Source organism: Brevundimonas variabilis (assembly GCF_014199945.1).
Lineage (GTDB): Bacteria > Pseudomonadota > Alphaproteobacteria > Caulobacterales > Caulobacteraceae > Brevundimonas > Brevundimonas variabilis.
The window spans coordinates 755117-771743 of record NZ_JACHOR010000002.1; the positions used below are offsets into that span (position 1 = coordinate 755117).

Consider the following 16627-nt stretch of genomic DNA (forward strand, 5'->3'; position numbering starts at 1 on the left):
AGGCGGTCAGGCCGTCTCGCCCTTCAGCCGTGACGCGATCCGATCGCGCCCGATCAGGGGCACGATCGTGGCCATGTCCGGTCCGTGGGCCTGACCTGTCAGGATCAACCGCAGAGGCATGAAAAGCGCCTTGCCCTTGGCCCCGGTCGCTTCCTTCACGGCCGTCGTCCAGACGGACCAGGCATCGGCGTCGATGGCCTGCGGAAGGACGGCAAGCGCCGCCCCGGCGAAGGCCGCGTCCTCGATCACTGGCACCACCGGCCCCTGAACGATCCTGGCCATTTCGGCGACATCGCCAAACGTCTGCAGATTACCCTGCACCCCGGTCCAGAAGGCTTCGCCGAGATCAACGCCCAGCGCGTCGAGCCGCGGCTTGGCAGTGTCGTAGGGCATGGCATGCAGAGCCTGGGCGTTCAGGCGATCCAGATCGGCCGTGTCATATCGAGCCGGCGACCGCCCCATTTTTGAAAAGGCGAAACTGTTGCCGAGCGCCTCGACGGACTCTGCGACTTCCAATGGATCCGACGTTCCGATCCGGCCCAGATGGCTGGTGATGGCGATGGGTTCGTAGCCCTGATCGCGCATCTCCGCGATAGACAGCGAGCCAAGACGCTTCGACAGCGCCTGGCCATCCGCACCAACCAGAAGCGGCATATGGGCGAAACCTGGTACGGTCGCGCCCAGCGCCTCGAAGATCTCGATCTGGGCCCCGGTGTTCGTGACGTGGTCCTCGCCCCGGATGACGTGGGTAATGGCCATGTCGATATCGTCCACCACGGACGGCAAGGTGTAGAGGAACAGGCCGTCCTCGCGGATCAGCACCGGATCGGACATCGACGCGGTATCGACCTCGGCATGCCCGCGGGACAGGTCCTCCCAGGCGACCCGTTTCCCCTCGAGCTTGAAGCGCCAGTGCGGTTTGCGGCCCTCGGCTTCAAGCGCGGCCCGGTCAGCCTCCGTCAGCTCCAGTGCTGCGCGGTCGTAGATCGGTGGCAACCCGCGGGCCAGTTGCACCTTGCGACGACGATCCAGTTCGTCGCCCGTCTCGTAGCAGGGGTAGAGCCGTCCGGCCGCCTTCAGACGCGCGGACGCCTCCTCATAGCGATCGAACCGCTTCGACTGGTTGTAGCGTTCGTCCCAGACCAGTCCCAGCCAGGACAGATCGTCCTCGATCCCCTGTTCGAATTCCGGCGTTGACCGCGCGAGATCGGTGTCATCGATGCGCAGGACGAACTTGCCGCCCTGCCCCTTCGCGAACAGCCAATTGACCAGCGCCGTGCGAACATTGCCGACATGCAGCTTGCCGGTGGGCGACGGGGCGAAACGAACCTTGACGGACATACGGGTGACCTTGAAAGCGAGGCGCGTAGGTCGCGCCGCCGCCCGCTCAAGTCAAGCCGAACTCAGTCGTCCCGGTGGACGCGCTCGCGGCGCTCGTGGCGTTCCTGGGCCTCGACTGACAGGGTCGCGGTCGGGCGAGCCTCTAGGCGACCCAGCCCGATCGGCTCCCCGGTATCCTCGCAATAGCCATAGCTGCCATCCTCGATCCGGCGCAGGGCGTCCTCGATCTTGGAGATCAGCTTGCGCTGGCGATCCCGCGTCCGAAGCTCCAGCGCCCGGTCTGAAGCCGAGGACGCGCGATCCAGAAGGTCTGGATGGTTTTCGGTCTCGGCCTTGAGATTGACCACCGTGCCCTTGGACTCCCGCAGGATATCATCCCGCCAAGCCAACAGCTTGTGCTTGAAATAGGCAAGCTGCCGCTCATTCATGAACGGCTCGTCGTCGGATGGCCGGTACTGGACCGGTTCCGCATTTGTCATCGAGGCCAATGCGTTCATCGCACTCACACTCTCACCAGACGCCCCCGTGGCGTAGGAGCCCTATAGTCAGACTGACGAGTCGGCACAATGAAGATCGCGCGCCTGTTGTACGACAAAATGGCACGATCATGGACAACGTGACATTTCTCCATCACCCAGTTCGCGCGCGGGGAGAAATTGCTGCGATTGCTGTCGCTTATGGTGCGTTGCGGCGGACTTCGGCCTTGGCGAGTTCGACCGCAGCACGCAGATCGATCTGATCCAGCAGGGCCTTCAGACCCTCGTCGGCGGCGTCGTCCCGCACCTCGCGCAACGTACGCGACAGACGATCCAGAGCGCCCTCTCCCGCTTCCCCGCTCAGCATGGCCAGCTTCAGCTCGTCGAGACGATCGAGAAGTCCTCCGCCACGACGGATCGCGCGGCGTCGGCGCTCGGCGACATCGTCCACACCCTGCAATGCAACCAGAGACGAGAGGCCGGCAACGCCGCTGAGCGTCGACGCCGAGGCCGTTGCAGCCGGCCCTGTAGGCGCACTGCCACTTGCAACAGAAAAACCCGGAGCAGGACGTGATGCTCTGGGAGCACTGCCCGTCACGGGGCCAGCGGGGCCGGTCACCTTCATCGCATCAGACTCCGGAACATGGGGCAAGATCGCTGCTGAGCGTCACTGTTTGGTTAATGACACGGCACAATCTGCCGCCCAGCCCGCCACATCGATCATCACGCTATTGTTTTTACGTTGTTTTCGTTCGGCACGATCCTCGCATCACAAAATACGCCCAGTGCAGTGGACGTCCGAATGATGCGAAAAATTTTCCTGGCCCTGATGACCAGCCTTGCGGCCCTCGCCGGCACGGCAGACGTGGCATCGGCTCAATCACGGATCAAGGACATCGCCGCGATTGAGGGCGTGCGTGCCAACCAGCTGGTCGGATACGGACTTGTCGTCGGCCTGAATGGTACGGGCGACTCCTTGCGGAATGCGCCTTTCACCCGCCAGTCGCTCGAGGGCATGACCGAGCGGCTCGGGGTCAACATCCGCGGTGCCAACGCCAACACCAAGAACATGGCCGCCGTACTCGTCACCGCTGAGCTTCCGCCCTTCTCGACACCGGGCGCTCGGATCGATGTCGCCGTTTCCAGCATGGGCGACGCCAAGAGCCTGTTGGGCGGCACCTTGATCGTCACGAGTCTCCAGGGGGCAGATGGCCAGATCTATGCAGTGGCCCAAGGGTCCGTCCAGACCGGGTCTGTGTCCGGATCGGGCGGTTCGGGATCATCGGTGACCCGCGGCGTACCCACCGCCGGCCGCATTGCTTCAGGCGCGACGGTCGAGGCCGAGACCGGTTTCAACCTCGACTCGATGACCGAGGTGCGACTCACGCTCCGCAACCCAGACTTCACCACCGCCCAGCGCGTCGCCGCAGCGATCAATCGTACCTATCCAAATACGGCCCTGGCCGAGAACGGTTCGGTCGTTGCGTTGCGCGCACCGGCACAGATGGGCATGGCGAGCTTCATCAGCAGGGTGGAGAACCTGCCGGTGACCGTCGACACGCCGGCCAAGGTGATCATCGACGAGGTCAACGGCCTCATCGTGATGGGCGAGAATGTCAGGGTCTCGACCGTGGCCATTGCTCAGGGAAACCTGACCATCTCGGTCCAGGAACAGCCGTTCGTCAGCCAGCCTGCACCATTGTCGGGCGGTGAGACGGTGGTCGTGCCCCAGTCCGACGTCACCATCGAGGAAGAACTCGGGAAGGAAATCCGCATCGTGGAAGGCGCATCCTCCCTGTCCACGCTCGTGAACGGGCTGAACGCGCTCGGCGTCAGCCCCCGCGACATGATCAGCATCCTGCAGGCGGTAAAGGCTGCTGGTGCCCTTCAGGCCGAAATCGAGGTTCTGTGATGAACGATCTCACTGTTTCCCCGGGATTGCTGCAGTCGGCACCACAGCCGCCTCGCGTTGCCGATGCCCGCCTGCGCGAGACGGCGGAGGCCTTCGAGGCGTCGTTTCTTTCTCAGATGATGAAACCGATGTTCGAGGGGCTTTCGACTGAAGCGCCTTTCGGCGGCGGCGAGGCCGAGGCGACCTGGCGCAGCTTTCTCCTCGATGCGATGGCCAAACAGACTGTGCAGGCCGGAGGGATCGGCCTGACCGACACGGTCATGGCTGAAATGCTCAAGATGCAGGAGCAGTCGACTTGACCTCCGAAGCCGCGATCGGCAGCGCCGAAATCCGCCGCCTCATCCTGCTGACCGAAAGGCTTTCCGAACGCCTGAGAGCCGAGACAGCGGCCTTTGCTGCACGTAGGCCTCAGGACGTCGCCGCCAGCCTGTCCGAAACCCAGGACCTTGCCAACCAGTACCGGCGCGAATCCGCCCAGTTGAAGGCCAACAGGGCGATCCTGACGGCTGCCCCGGCCAGTGAGCGCATGGCTCTGATTCGCGCCACGGAAACGTTCGAGGCCATTCTGGAAACGCATGGCAGGGCCGTCGAAGCTGCGCGGACGATCTCTGAGGGTCTCGTCAAGACGATTGCTCATGAAGTGTCTGCCGCCCGGGCCCTCGGCACTGGCTATGGCGCGACGGGTCAGGCCGCACTCGGTGACGGGCGGGCAATCACGTTCAACCGGACCGCCTGATCCTACTCAAGAAAATGGCAGGAACGGCTCTGCTGTGACGCTGTCTTAACGCTTGGCGTGGGATAGCGTTGGCATGTCCGTCAAGACCCGACTTCTCGGCCTCGCATTTGCGTCTTCTGACCTCCTGCTGGAGATCGATGGCGAGCACCGCATTGCGCTGGTCCTCGGGTCTGGCCCCTCCCCGGAACTGGGTCTGCCACAGATGCAGGGGCGGCGACTTCACGACCTGCTGACGCCTGACTCGGCCCTGGCTCTGGCGGCGACATTGAAGGCGCTTCGCCCCGGTACCCGCTCAGATCCGATTGCAATCGTCATGACCTGTGGCGACGCCATCGCCCGGCATGCCGTGGTCAGCCTGTTCATGCTGCCCGACCTCGCGCCAGCCGTCTCGTGCTCGCTCCGTTACGAGGGCCCGGCCTTCAGTTGCGCGCCGCAAGCCGTTCCGCCTGTTCTGACCGCAACCGCGCTCCTCGCACGGGCCCGTGCAATCCTGACCGATGAGTCCCGCAAGCCGGGCGACATGTCGGTCACGTTCGTCGACATGGGTGGCCTGGCTGCAGCCCTTGCCACCGGCGAAGCCACCGACTCCGCTCTGGCGCGGATCGAGGCCAGTCTCCAGTCCGCCTCCATTGATGGAAGCTCCGCAGCGCGCCTGACGACCGAACGCTACGCCCTTCTGCACGACCCCAAGGTCAAGCGGGACATCGCTGGCGATGTTCGCGAGACGGCGAGACAGGACGGACTGATGCTTGACGTCAGCACGACAGAACAGGCGCTGCCCGACGACCCCAGCCCCTTGAATACGTTGCGGGCAATGCGGTTTGCGGTCGAAAGCTGCCTGAAGGATGGTGGGCTTCAGAGCCCCGACGCCGCCTTCAGCGCGTCTCTCGCCAGCACTCTGAGAGATGCCGAAACCTTCCGTGCGATCGTCCGCGAGCGACGATTCGACTTGCATTATCAGCCGATCGTCGACCTTCACACAGGCGCGGTTCAGCATTTCGAAGCTCTGGCGCGCTTTTCCAAGACAAGCACTCCGACCGGCGTCATCCACATGGCAGAGGAGCTGGCGCTGATCGAGCCGTTCGACCTCGCGGTCGCGGCAAAGGCGATCGGGCGTCTCCGTCAGCCCGGTGCCGGCTTGCTCAAATTCGCGATCAACATTTCGGGGGCGAGTCTCGCAAACGACGCCTATGTCGAGGCCTTGCTTCAGATGACCTCCGCCGACCCGGAGATCCGCAAGCGGCTGATCGTGGAAGTCACCGAGACGGCTGCACTCGCGGACATCGAAGCCGCAAACCGGCGGCTTTCCGCCCTCAGGCGCGTCGGTATTCGCGCCTGCATCGACGATTTCGGGTCCGGCTCATCCAGCTATGATTATCTTCATGGGCTGTCCGTCGACACCGTGAAGATTGACGGCCGTTTCGTGAGAGGGATCGAACGTGACGAGCGCTCGCAAACCCTTGTCAAACACCTGATTGATCTCTGCGGATCATTGAAGCTCACGACCATTGCCGAGATGATCGAAACCGATGCTGCTGCAAGCATCATCAAGGGTCTAGGCGTCACACACGGTCAAGGCTGGCTTTACGGCCGGGCTGAGCCTGAACCTCAGACGGTCCTGGCTCAGCCTGCTGCCGCCAGGCGCAAGGGCGTGGTCGAAGCCTGGGGCTAAACCCGTGGCCGGCGGGCGCGAACGGGCACGGGTTTTGGCTTGGGTTGCGCTTGGGCAACGACAACAGCCGCGATCCCGGCAGACAAGGCCAAACCGATTACCAGCAACATGGTTGACGCTCCTGAAACTCTAAGACCATTCGAGAGTGGGCACGAAATGTGTTGACCGCAAGGTCCGCCTTGTCGCGCTCTGGGCCAGGAGGGCGGCCGCGAGCATCGTCGTGCACATCCGTCGCACCGCCCAGTATCGCGTTCCTATATTGTTCTTGCTGAAGCCGGCCGATTCCATCACCATATAGCGTCGTTGCTCCGGACCTCGTCCGGCCCCCCTGCGTTTTCCGGACAGCATGACTGAAAAGCACAACTTCATCCGCGTGCGTGGCGCTCGCGAGCACAACCTCAAGGGTGTCGATGTCGATATCCCGCGCGAGCAGCTCGTCGTCATGACGGGTCTGTCCGGGTCAGGGAAATCCTCGCTCGCGTTCGACACGATTTATGCCGAGGGCCAGCGCCGTTATGTCGAGTCGCTGAGTGCCTACGCGCGCCAGTTTCTGGAACTGATGGGCAAGCCCGACGTGGACCTGATCGAGGGTCTGTCGCCTGCGATCTCGATCGAACAGAAGACCACGTCCAAGAACCCCCGCTCCACCGTCGGAACGGTCACGGAAATCCACGACTACATGCGCCTGCTCTGGGCTCGCGTCGGCGTGCCGTATTCGCCGGCGACCGGGCTCCCGATCGAGAGCCAGACGGTCTCGATGATGGTGGACAAGCTGACGGCCCTGCCGGAAGGCGAGCGTATTCTACTGCTGGCCCCGGTCGTTCGCGGTCGCAAGGGCGAGTATCGCAAGGAAATCTCCGAATGGCAGCGCTCGGGCTATCAACGCCTCAAGATCGACGGGCAGTTCTACGCCATCGAGGATGCGCCGGTGCTGGACAAGAAGTTCAAGCACGACATCGACATCGTGGTGGACCGGATCGTCACCAAGAACGGTCTCGAGCCCCGCTATGCCGACAGCATCCAGACCGCGCTGAACCTGGCGGACGGCATCGCCGTGGCCGAATGGGCGTCGGCTGCCGAGGGCGAGGAGCCGCGCCGCATCGTCTTCTCCGAGAAATTCGCCTGCCCGGTCTCGGGTTTCACAATCTCCGAGATCGAGCCCCGGCTGTTCTCGTTCAACAATCCGTTCGGAGCCTGCCCGACCTGCGACGGCCTCGGGGTCAAGCTGGCGTTCGATGCCGATCTGGTCATCCCGGATCGCGACAAGTCTCTCCACAAGGGGGCGGTGGCACCCTGGTCGCGCGGCCCCTCGCCGCTCTACACCCAGACGCTGCAGTCACTGGCGGCACACTATGGTTTCTCGATGGATGTGCCCTGGCGCGACCTGCCGGACGAGGCCCGCAAGGTGATCCTGGACGGCACCAAGGCCGAGAAGATCAAATTCACCTATGACGACAACGCCCGGAAATACGAGGTCTCCAAGGCCTTCGAAGGCGTGTTGCCCAATCTCGAGCGCCGCTGGCGCGAAACCGACAGCGCCTGGGTCCGCGAGGAACTTGGCCGGTTCCAGGCCGAGACGCCGTGCGAGGCCTGCGGTGGCAAACGTCTCAAGCCCGAGGCCCTGGCGGTCAAGATCGATGGGTCTGACATCTCCGAGATCAATGCCCTCTCGATTTCGAAGGCCTTCCTCTGGGTGTCCACGCTGGAAGAGCGGCTGACAGCCAAGCAGCTGGAAATCGGCCGACGCATCCTCAAGGAAATCACTGACCGTCTGCGGTTCCTGAACAATGTCGGCCTCGACTATCTGAGCCTGTCACGATCGTCGGGGACCCTGTCCGGCGGCGAGAGCCAGCGCATCCGGCTGGCGTCACAGATCGGGTCAGGCCTCACCGGCGTGCTCTATGTGCTGGACGAGCCGTCGATCGGCCTGCACCAGCGCGACAACACCCGCCTGCTGGAAAGCCTGCGGGGCCTGCGCGACCTCGGCAACTCGGTCCTCGTCGTCGAGCACGACGAAGAGGCGATCCTGACCGCCGACTACGTCATCGACATGGGCCCGGCTGCGGGCGTGCACGGCGGCGAGATCTGCGCCGAGGGCACCCCCGAACAGGTCATGGCCAATCCGAAATCGCTGACCGGAAAATACCTGACCGGCGAGCGGGAGATCGAACTGCCGCCGGAGGGCCGCCGCCCAATCAACCGCAAGAAGATGCTCAAGATCAGCGGCGCGACGGGCAACAACCTGAAGACCGTGACCGGTGAAGTCCCCGTGGGGCTGTTCACCTGCATCACCGGGGTCTCAGGCGGGGGCAAGTCCACCTTCACCATCGAGACCCTGTACAAGGCGGCCGCCCGCCGGCTGCACAATGCCAGCGACGCCCCTGCCCCCTTCGACCGCATCGAAGGGCTGGAGCATTTCGACAAGGTCATCGACATCGACCAGTCCCCGATCGGGCGGACGCCGCGGTCCAACCCGGCGACCTACACCGGAGCCTTCGGCCCCATTCGCGACTGGTATGCCGGTCTGCCGGAGTCCAAGGCCCGGGGTTACGGGCCCGGCCGGTTCAGCTTCAACGTCAAGGGTGGCCGCTGCGAAGCCTGCCAGGGCGACGGGCTGATCAAGATCGAGATGCATTTCCTGCCCGACGTCTACGTCACCTGCGACGTCTGCAAGGGCAAGCGCTACAACCGCGAGACGCTGGAGATCGTATTCAAGGGCAAGAGCATCTCCGACGTCCTGGACATGACGGTCGAAGAGGCAGGAGCCTTCTTCAAGGCGGTGCCGCCCATCCGCGACAAGATGCTGACCCTGTCCCGGGTCGGCCTGGACTACGTCAAGGTCGGCCAGTCGGCCACGACGCTGTCCGGCGGCGAAGCCCAGCGGGTCAAGCTGTCCAAGGAGCTGTCGAAACGGGCGACGGGCAAGACCCTGTACATCCTCGACGAGCCCACCACCGGCCTGCATTTCGAGGATATCCGCAAGCTGCTGGAAGTGCTGCAGGAACTGGTCGAGGCCGGAAACACCATCGTGGTGATCGAGCACAATCTGGATGTCATCAAGGTCGCCGACTACCTGCTGGACTTCGGTCCGGAAGGCGGTGACGGCGGCGGGGAAATCGTCGCGGTCGGCACCCCGGAACAGGTGGCGGACAATCCCGCGAGCTGGACCGGTCGGTATCTGAAAGAGGTGCTCGACCGCCACGAGGTACGGCGCAAGGCCCGCGTTGCCGCGCTGCCTGGCGTCACGTCAGCCAAGCCCAAGCCTGCAAGAGCGAAAAAGACCGCCTAGTCGCCTCGGGCCGCCAGCGCGAACGGAGCCCAGACCACGGTCGAGACCATGGCCAGTCCCACGCCGACCAAGGCCAGCAGAGCAAGCGCGGCAACGGGATTGGTGTTTCCGAGCGACGTCAGCGGCAGGGCCACGACGACCAGCAACAGGACGACCAGCACCGCCATCACTCCGGCGATCACGCCCATGCCCAGCAGGGGCCAGAACAGCCTTTGCGTGGTGTCCAGCGCTGACTTGATGACGAACCGGCCCTCGTTGACACTGCGCGGAGCCAGCAGGCTGAAGCGCACAGCCAGATAGATCGACGCCATCGAGACCGCCGTGCCGATGATGATGGCCAGCCACGACCCGATGGTTTGGGAGGCCAGGGATTCAAGCGCGTCACCGCCGAAGCTTAGCGCGAAAGAGATGGCTGCCGTGGCAACGAAAATGATCAGGGCCCGGAGCTCGTCCATGCCGACCCTCAGATAGGCGAACCGTCGGGCTTCCGGCTTGAGCACAGCCCTGTACAGCGCGGGGGCCAGCAAGGCCTGAATCACAAGGCCGATCGGAGCCATGTACCAGACGGCCGACAGGATCGCGGCCTGGGCTTCGGCTGACAGGGCATCAGGGTTACCGGCCGCGGCCGTGATCTCTTCGGCAAACGGCAGCATCGCCGGCATCATGGCAGCGCCCATCGCCAGCAACCCGATCAGCCAGACGCCACCCCAGGCGAGCACGGCCATCGGCTGGGTGCGGGTGAGGCGAAAGCCCTCGAAGGCGGCCTGGCTTGCCGAGAATGGCGCGGGAGTCTGCATTGTCTGGTCGTTTCCGGATCGCGATGGCCTGCCATAGCGCACCCCCGGCCCCGGCGTCGCGCGCTTTGTCTGCATCCGGTGCGTCAGGTCGCGTCGGCTGCGATTCGGACTCCGCGATAGACCACGCCGAGGAACGCCAGCCACCCAGGGAGCAGCAGCCAGACGACGGCGACGGAAGACCCGATCGCCGCCACTGGACCTCCGATCGCGGCCAGAATACCCAGCACCAGCAGCGCGGGGAGGCTGGTCAGGACCAGCCCGAGCACGAGAAACGCAACATTCCCCCGGCTGATCGCCATGGCCGGCAGGGATACCATTCGCCGCTGCGCCACCGTAGCGGGTCCCGCCATCGCCAGCCTGGCTGCGAGCATCACGGGAATGACGATTGCACCGACACCGACAATGGCGACGACCGCGACCCGCCAGGCCGGGCCGACCGAGCCCCAGTCCCGCGCCTGGATCGCCGCCACGTCCAGCTCCGACCCGCCGAACAGGGCCAGCACCGTCAGCCCGACCAGCGACGCCACAATGGCCCAGAACAGCAGGCACAGGGCGGCGGCCCCGAACAACTGGAGTTCGGCACGACCGATCTGCAACCCGCCCGGCCCCAGACCGAGGACCTTCGCGCCTTCCAGATCATCCGCGACAGTAATCCGCAGGCTGGCCCCGATGGCCACCAGCCCGGCGACAGCACCCAGTCCCGCCAGGACGATGCCGATAAACCCCTGCGGCGCAAGGGCTGCGATCGCGCCAAGCGCCGCCCATAGGCCCAGCGCATATCGCGCGCCAAGCCAGACGCGTGGCAACATACCGACGACCTCTGGCAGGACGGTAGCGGGCGACAGGCGGGGACGCGGTGGATGTTCCTGACTCATGACCCCGTCCTTAACCCGCGACGGTTCGCCCGCGAAGGGGAAGGCTGACGGATCGCCCGGGTGCGACTATGAAGCCGGCATGACAGTTTCAGATCTCAAACCAATCCACGTCATCGGCGGCGGTCTTGCGGGCTCGGAAGCCGCCTGGCAGATCGCGAGCGCCGGTGTCCCCGTCATCCTGCACGAGATGCGACGCCCCGGCGTCCGGACGGACGCCCACCACACCGATGGCCTTGCCGAGCTGGTCTGTTCCAACTCCTTCCGCTCGGACGACTGGGAGCACAATGCCGTGGGCCTGCTGCACGCCGAGATGCGCGAGCTCGGTTCGATCATCATGTCCAGCGCTCATGACCATCAGGTCCCTGCAGGCGGTGCTCTCGCCGTCGATCGCGACGGTTTCTCGCAGAAGGTCACGGCTCGCCTAGAGGCGCATCCGCTGGTCACCGTGGTTCGTGAGGAACTCACGGGCCTGCCGCCGGAAGACTGGGACAATGTCATCATCGCGACAGGGCCCCTCACTTCGCCTTCGCTCGCAGAGGCCATCCTGGGGCTGACCGGCGAGGAGGAGCTGTCCTTCTTCGACGCCATCGCCCCGATCGTTCACGCCGAGTCCATCGATTTCGACATCGCCTGGCGTCAGTCCCGCTATGACAAGGAAGGCCCGGGCGGTGACGCTGCCGCCTACGTCAACTGCCCGATGAACAAGGAGCAGTATGACGCCTTCATCGAGGCCCTGATCACCGGCCCCAAGGCCGAGTTCAAGGAATGGGAGAATGTCCCCTATTTCGACGGCTGCCTGCCGATCGAGGTCATGGCCGAACGGGGGCGCGAGACCCTGAGACACGGCCCGATGAAGCCCGTCGGCCTGACCAATCCCCGCGACCCGCTGGTGAAGGCCCATGCCATCGTGCAGCTGCGCCAGGACAATGCTTTGGGCACGCTGTTCAACATCGTCGGGTTCCAGACCAAGCTGAAGCACGGGGCCCAGGCCGACGTCTTCCGCATGATCCCGGGCCTGCAGAACGCCCAGTTTGCCCGCCTCGGTGGCCTGCATCGAAACACCTATCTGAACAGTCCCCGGCTGCTGGACCGCCAAATGCGTCTGAAGGCCATGCCGCGGCTGCGGTTTGCCGGTCAGGTCACGGGTGTGGAAGGCTATGTCGAGAGCGCAGCGACGGGCCTGCTGGCCGGTCGGCTGGCCGCCGCCGAACGCCTCGGTCATCCTCTGGACGCGCCGGCGGCTCATACGGCGATCGGAGCCCTGGTCGAACACATCACAGGCGGCCACATGGCGGGCTCGAAATTCCAGCCGATGAACATCAACTACGGCCTGCTGCCGCCGCTGGAGGCCCCGAAGGTCGACGAGGCCGGCGTGAAAATCCCGCTGAAGGAGCGCGGCCGGGCCAAGAAGCGGCTGATGAGCATCCGCGCCCTCAATGACCTGAAGGCCTGGCGCGACGCGGCCTGACGGTCGCATTGCACCGTCAGTTCTGGTAGTCTCGTGGTCCCAGCAGGAAACCGCGCCGATGTATGTTCCACCGGGTTATGGCATCGTCTCGCCCTATCTGTTTGTCGACGACGCCGTCTCCTATGTCGCGTTCCTGACCACGGCCTTTGGTGCCGAAGAGAAAGACCGGACGCTTCGGGGCGATGGCCGCATTGCCAATTCCCAGCTCAGCTTTTCCGGCACGATGATCATGCTGAGCGAGGCATCGCCGGACTATCCGGCGAGCCGAGCGGCCCACTACCTCTACGTCGCCGACGCCGATGCTTCCATGGCGCGGGCGGTGGCAGCCGGAGCCACGGAAATACTGGCTGTGGCCGACATGCCCTATGAGGACCGCCAGGGCGGTGTGCGTGACCCTGCGGGAAACATCTGGTGGATTTCCCAGCGCCTTGTGCCCGGAGCCTATCGCTAGCCTAGGCGTGCGGCCGGCTCTTTGCGCCAAGGATTCCAGACCGCGCGGGTCCCTTACAGCCGCTCAATCACGTGCACGCTGTTGCATACGGACGCATGGCCGGAACGCCCCGGCACGACAGGACTTATCGAAGGTCCCCTCCTCCGCATCTCTCGCGAACGACTGTCGTCAAGGAACTGCCATGGCCTATGAAACCACGAACCCATCCACCGGCGAACGCGTCGAGACCTTTCCGATGCACACCCCGGCCGAGGTCGAGTCGGCCCTGGCGACAGCCGATGCCCTCTTTCACTCGGACTGGTGCCAGGGCGATATCGAACCCAGACTGACGGTGCTCACGCGCCTGTCGGAGCTGATGATCGAACGGTCGACCGAGCTGGCCGGGCTGATGAGTTTGGAAATGGGCAAGCTGACGTCGGAAGCCGAGGATGAGGTCAAGCTGTGCGCCGGCATCGCAGCCTATTATGCCGAGAACGCTGCCGATTTGCTGAAGCCCCAGCCCTGCGAGACCGACATGGGAGAAGCCTGGGTCGAGCATCGACCGGTCGGCGTCCTGATGGCCGTCGAGCCATGGAATTTCCCGATCTATCAGCTCATTCGGGTCATCGGCCCGGCCATCGCCGTCGGCAACCCGGTCCTGTTCAAACACGCCGGCATTGTCCCGCAGTGTGCGGCCGCCTTTGAAGCCCTGGTCCGCGATGCGGGCGCACCTGAAGGGGCCTGCACCAATCTCTTCATCAGTTCAGACACGGTTTCAGAGCTCATTGGTGACCCCCGCATCCAGGGCGTTGCCCTGACCGGCTCCGAAGGCGCCGGCAGTGTCGTAGGCGCGCGGGCATCCGAAATGCTGAAGAAGTCCACGCTCGAGCTCGGCGGCAGCGACGTTTTCGTCGTGCTGGATGATGCAGATATCGAGAAGGCCGCCAAGGAGGGCGCATCCGCGCGCCTGTCGAATGCCGGCCAGGCCTGTACCGCTGCCAAGCGCTTCATCGTTCAGGCCGCGGTCGCCGATGCCTTCACCGAGGCCTTCACACGCGAGATCAAGGGCTATGTCCTTGGTGACCCGACCGATCCCGCCACGACCCTGGCCCCCATGTCGTCGCAGTCCGCCGTGGACGATCTGGCGGAACAGGTGGCCAAGGCTGTGGATCAGGGAGCGACGCTGCTGTTCGGCGGCAAGCCCGCAGATCGGCCTGGCTTCTTCTTCGAGGCCGGTGTCCTGACAGACATCACCCCGGACAATCCGGTCTATGCCCAGGAGCTTTTTGGCCCCGTCGCCCAGCTTTACGTGGTTGCAGATGACGATGCGGTCGTCGCGCTGGCGAACGACTCTCCCTACGGGCTTGGCGGCTCAATCTATTCGGGCGACACGGACCGGGCGCGGAAACTGGCCTCGCGGATCGAAACCGGCATGGTCTTCATCAACACCCCGACGAGTTCGCGGCCCGAGCTGCCATTCGGCGGCATCAAGCGCTCGGGCTATGGCCGGGAACTCGGCAGCCTGGGGATCATGGAGTTCGTGAACAAGAAGCTGGTGGTCATCGCGTCCTGACCGCGGCAGCCTAGATACGGCCGCGCAGCACGGCCCAGCTCAACTTCAGGCGCTTCACCGGCTCACTATCCGTGGGTCGGTGAAGCGCGGCATGGGCAACCGCAGGAAAAGCGCCGGCCGGCAATCCGGCCAACGACCTGTTCGCCTGGGTCCGCAAGGCCCGCGCGGCCTCGAACTGGCCGGTTTGGATCATGCCCCAGACCCTGCCCGCGTCGCTGACCGCCATGGCTTTGTCCGATCCGGCAAGGATGGTGGCCGCGACCTGCATCGGTCCGACGTAGAAGGCGTCCAGATCGTGCGGCTCGCCATGCACCCGGCCAATGTGTGCCTCGATCAGGGCATCGAACGGGCCGCGTTCCAGCCGATGCCGCGCCACGATATCGGTCAGGGCTTCCAGAACGGGATGGCCCTTGCGAGCAACGCCTTCAAAGACACCATCCAGTTGCTCGCCCCACCAGGCGTAACGCATCTCGGCCAGCAGGGGCTGTGTCACACGCGTCGGGATGACCAGCAACTCGGCTTCTAAAGCATAGATGACGACGAGGTCCGCGCGCGCGCCATCGTCTGTTACGAACCGGCTGGACAGCCAGCGGTCGGGATCGGCCTGCCGGACCTGTTCGTCCAGCAGGCGGTCACGGTCGTTCATGAGCGGACCTCGGACGGCGAGCCGTCGTCAGGCGGCGTCGTCGGCCGTCTTCTTCTTCGATTCCGAATAGATCAGCAGCGGCTGGGCCTTGCCCTCGATGACCTCGGCGTTGACGACGACTTCTTCCACACCTTCGAAGGTGGGCAGTTCGAACATCGTCTCGAGCAGGATGCCTTCGAGGATCGAGCGAAGCCCGCGCGCGCCGGTCTTGCGGGTGATCGCCTTCTTGGCCACGGCGTTGAGGGCGTCATCGGTGAACGTCAGGCCGACATTCTCCATTTCGAACAGACGCTTGTACTGTTTGACCAGGGCGTTCTTGGGCTCGGTCAGGATGGTGACCAGCGCCGTCTCATCCAGATCTTCCAGCGTCGCCAGCACAGGCAGGCGGCCGATGAACTCGGGGATCAGGCCGAAGCGCATCAGGTCGTCAGGCTCGACACCCTTGAGAATGTCGCCCGTCCGGCGCTCGTCGACATTGGCCACCTTGGCCCCGAAGCCAATGGAGGCTCCAGCACCGCGCGCCGAGATCACTTTTTCAAGACCTGCGAATGCACCGCCGACGATGAACAGGATATTGGCCGTATCGACCTGCAGGAACTCCTGCTGAGGATGTTTGCGGCCACCCTGCGGGGGCACGGAAGCAACCGTGCCTTCCATGATCTTCAGCAACGCCTGCTGCACGCCCTCACCCGACACGTCGCGGGTGATCGAGGGGTTGTCTGACTTGCGCGAAATCTTGTCGATCTCGTCGATATAGACGATGCCGCGCTGGGCACGCTCGACATTGTAGTCGGAGGCCTGGAGCAGCTTCAGGATGATGTTCTCGACGTCCTCACCGACATAACCGGCCTCGGTCAGGGTGGTGGCATCGGCCATGGTGAACGGCACGTCGATGATACGAGCCAGCGTCTGAGCGAGCAGCGTCTTGCCCGAGCCCGTGGGCCCGATCAGCATGATGTTGGATTTGGCCAGTTCGACGTCGTTGTTCTTGGCCGCGTGGTTCAGGCGCTTGTAGTGGTTGTGAACGGCGACGCTCAGCACCTTCTTGGCGTGGCTCTGGCCGATCACGTAATCGTCAAGGACCTCACGGATTTCCTTGGGCGTCGGAACACCGTCGGTCGACTTCTTGAAGCCGATCTTGTGCTCTTCACGGATGATATCCATGCAGAGCTCGACGCATTCATCGCAGATGAACACCGTGGGTCCTGCGATGAGCTTGCGCACCTCGTGCTGGCTCTTGCCGCAGAACGAGCAATACAGGGTACTTTTGGCGTCGGTGCCAGCTGCTTTGGTCATAGACCCTTCTCACATGACGTGCCGGAAAGACGGACACGCTTCCTTCGCGTTGATTCCACCACTATGGACGCGAAGACATTCAAAAAATGACAATCACCTATCCCACCGTCCGCCAC

General features: G+C 64.2%; 15 protein-coding genes. 8 read left to right on the top strand and 7 right to left on the bottom strand.

Annotated features, from left to right (window positions below):
* Nucleotides 1-6 precede the first annotated feature (6 nt).
* From gltX to GGR13_RS08445, 3 genes are all read right to left on the bottom strand, one after another.
* A complete protein-coding gene (gene gltX / locus GGR13_RS08435; RefSeq protein WP_183213040.1) occupies nt 7-1341 on the bottom strand; it encodes a glutamate--tRNA ligase in 1335 nt (444 codons plus the stop codon).
* Nucleotides 1342-1403: 62 nt separating this feature from the next.
* Nucleotides 1404-1820, bottom strand: coding sequence for an RNA polymerase-binding protein DksA (dksA, locus tag GGR13_RS08440; protein WP_183213041.1), 417 nt, complete (start codon nt 1818-1820; stop codon nt 1404-1406).
* A 196-nt stretch (nt 1821-2016) separates the two neighbouring features.
* Complete coding sequence (locus GGR13_RS08445) at nt 2017-2442, bottom strand: flagellar assembly protein FliX (protein ID WP_183213042.1); 426 nt, start codon at nt 2440-2442, stop codon at nt 2017-2019.
* A gap of 180 nt (nt 2443-2622) precedes the next feature.
* Here GGR13_RS08445 and GGR13_RS08450 point away from each other — a divergent pair, with 180 nt between their 5' ends.
* From GGR13_RS08450 to uvrA, 5 genes are all read left to right on the top strand, one after another.
* Entirely contained in the window at nt 2623-3729 is a 1107-nt protein-coding gene (locus tag GGR13_RS08450; RefSeq protein ID WP_183213146.1) for a flagellar basal body P-ring protein FlgI, read from the top strand.
* Entirely contained in the window at nt 3729-4028 is a 300-nt protein-coding gene (locus GGR13_RS08455; protein WP_183213043.1) for a rod-binding protein, read from the top strand. Before GGR13_RS08450 ends, GGR13_RS08455 begins: the two co-directional genes overlap by 1 nt.
* Nucleotides 4025-4465 carry a flagellar basal-body protein FlbY gene (locus tag GGR13_RS08460; RefSeq protein ID WP_183213044.1) on the top strand — a complete coding sequence of 147 codons (441 nt, stop codon included), beginning with the start codon at nt 4025-4027 and terminating at the stop codon, nt 4463-4465. The genes GGR13_RS08455 and GGR13_RS08460 overlap by 4 nt, the downstream gene beginning before the upstream one ends.
* Before the next feature lie 73 nt (nt 4466-4538).
* Nucleotides 4539-6137, top strand: coding sequence for an EAL domain-containing protein (locus GGR13_RS08465; RefSeq protein ID WP_183213045.1), 1599 nt, complete (start codon nt 4539-4541; stop codon nt 6135-6137).
* 346 nt (nt 6138-6483) lie between these two features.
* Nucleotides 6484-9426 (top strand): excinuclease ABC subunit UvrA, encoded by a 2943-nt coding sequence (uvrA, locus tag GGR13_RS08470; protein ID WP_183213046.1) that lies wholly within the window; start codon nt 6484-6486, stop codon nt 9424-9426.
* On the opposite strand, the gene GGR13_RS08475 is transcribed toward uvrA, so the two are convergent.
* Together GGR13_RS08475 and GGR13_RS08480 are read right to left on the bottom strand one after the other, a co-directional pair.
* Nucleotides 9423-10223: a hypothetical protein gene (locus GGR13_RS08475; RefSeq protein ID WP_183213047.1), complete on the bottom strand. Its 801-nt coding sequence runs from the start codon at nt 10221-10223 to the stop codon at nt 9423-9425. The genes uvrA and GGR13_RS08475 overlap by 4 nt on opposite strands.
* A gap of 83 nt (nt 10224-10306) precedes the next feature.
* The gene (locus GGR13_RS08480; RefSeq protein WP_183213048.1) at nt 10307-11098 is read right to left on the bottom strand and encodes a hypothetical protein; all 792 of its coding nucleotides are present in this window, start codon (nt 11096-11098) and stop codon (nt 10307-10309) included.
* Nucleotides 11099-11177: 79 nt separating this feature from the next.
* Here GGR13_RS08480 and trmFO point away from each other — a divergent pair, with 79 nt between their 5' ends.
* The 3 genes from trmFO (at nt 11178) to GGR13_RS08495 (ending at nt 14569) form a co-directional block, all read left to right on the top strand.
* Complete coding sequence (gene trmFO / locus GGR13_RS08485; protein WP_183213049.1) at nt 11178-12566, top strand: methylenetetrahydrofolate--tRNA-(uracil(54)-C(5))-methyltransferase (FADH(2)-oxidizing) TrmFO; 1389 nt, start codon at nt 11178-11180, stop codon at nt 12564-12566.
* Between the two features lie 58 nt (nt 12567-12624).
* Complete coding sequence (locus tag GGR13_RS08490; RefSeq protein ID WP_183213050.1) at nt 12625-13017, top strand: VOC family protein; 393 nt, start codon at nt 12625-12627, stop codon at nt 13015-13017.
* A 181-nt stretch (nt 13018-13198) separates the two neighbouring features.
* Nucleotides 13199-14569 (top strand): NAD-dependent succinate-semialdehyde dehydrogenase, encoded by a 1371-nt coding sequence (locus GGR13_RS08495; RefSeq protein WP_183213051.1) that lies wholly within the window; start codon nt 13199-13201, stop codon nt 14567-14569.
* A 10-nt stretch (nt 14570-14579) separates the two neighbouring features.
* On the opposite strand, the gene GGR13_RS08500 is transcribed toward GGR13_RS08495, so the two are convergent.
* Complete coding sequence (locus GGR13_RS08500) at nt 14580-15215, bottom strand: squalene/phytoene synthase family protein (protein WP_183213052.1); 636 nt, start codon at nt 15213-15215, stop codon at nt 14580-14582.
* A 27-nt stretch (nt 15216-15242) separates the two neighbouring features.
* Complete coding sequence (gene clpX, locus GGR13_RS08505; protein ID WP_183213053.1) at nt 15243-16511, bottom strand: ATP-dependent Clp protease ATP-binding subunit ClpX; 1269 nt, start codon at nt 16509-16511, stop codon at nt 15243-15245.
* Nucleotides 16512-16627: the final 116 nt, after the last annotated feature.

What these genes read in the sequence shown, in the direction of transcription:
- gltX (WP_183213040.1), bottom strand. Translation starts at nt 1,341, where the DNA reads ATGTCCGTCAAGGTTCGTTTCGCCCCGTCGCCCACCGGCAAGCTGCAT.
- dksA (WP_183213041.1), bottom strand. Translation starts at nt 1,820, where the DNA reads ATGACAAATGCGGAACCGGTCCAGTACCGGCCATCCGACGACGAGCCG.
- GGR13_RS08445 (WP_183213042.1), bottom strand. Translation starts at nt 2,442, where the DNA reads ATGAAGGTGACCGGCCCCGCTGGCCCCGTGACGGGCAGTGCTCCCAGA.
- GGR13_RS08450 (WP_183213146.1), top strand. Translation starts at nt 2,623, where the DNA reads ATGCGAAAAATTTTCCTGGCCCTGATGACCAGCCTTGCGGCCCTCGCC.
- GGR13_RS08455 (WP_183213043.1), top strand. Translation starts at nt 3,729, where the DNA reads ATGAACGATCTCACTGTTTCCCCGGGATTGCTGCAGTCGGCACCACAG.
- GGR13_RS08465 (WP_183213045.1), top strand. Translation starts at nt 4,539, where the DNA reads ATGTCCGTCAAGACCCGACTTCTCGGCCTCGCATTTGCGTCTTCTGAC.
- uvrA (WP_183213046.1), top strand. Translation starts at nt 6,484, where the DNA reads ATGACTGAAAAGCACAACTTCATCCGCGTGCGTGGCGCTCGCGAGCAC.
- GGR13_RS08475 (WP_183213047.1), bottom strand. Translation starts at nt 10,223, where the DNA reads ATGCAGACTCCCGCGCCATTCTCGGCAAGCCAGGCCGCCTTCGAGGGC.
- GGR13_RS08480 (WP_183213048.1), bottom strand. Translation starts at nt 11,098, where the DNA reads ATGAGTCAGGAACATCCACCGCGTCCCCGCCTGTCGCCCGCTACCGTC.
- trmFO (WP_183213049.1), top strand. Translation starts at nt 11,178, where the DNA reads ATGACAGTTTCAGATCTCAAACCAATCCACGTCATCGGCGGCGGTCTT.
- GGR13_RS08490 (WP_183213050.1), top strand. Translation starts at nt 12,625, where the DNA reads ATGTATGTTCCACCGGGTTATGGCATCGTCTCGCCCTATCTGTTTGTC.
- GGR13_RS08495 (WP_183213051.1), top strand. Translation starts at nt 13,199, where the DNA reads ATGGCCTATGAAACCACGAACCCATCCACCGGCGAACGCGTCGAGACC.
- GGR13_RS08500 (WP_183213052.1), bottom strand. Translation starts at nt 15,215, where the DNA reads ATGAACGACCGTGACCGCCTGCTGGACGAACAGGTCCGGCAGGCCGAT.
- clpX (WP_183213053.1), bottom strand. Translation starts at nt 16,511, where the DNA reads ATGACCAAAGCAGCTGGCACCGACGCCAAAAGTACCCTGTATTGCTCG.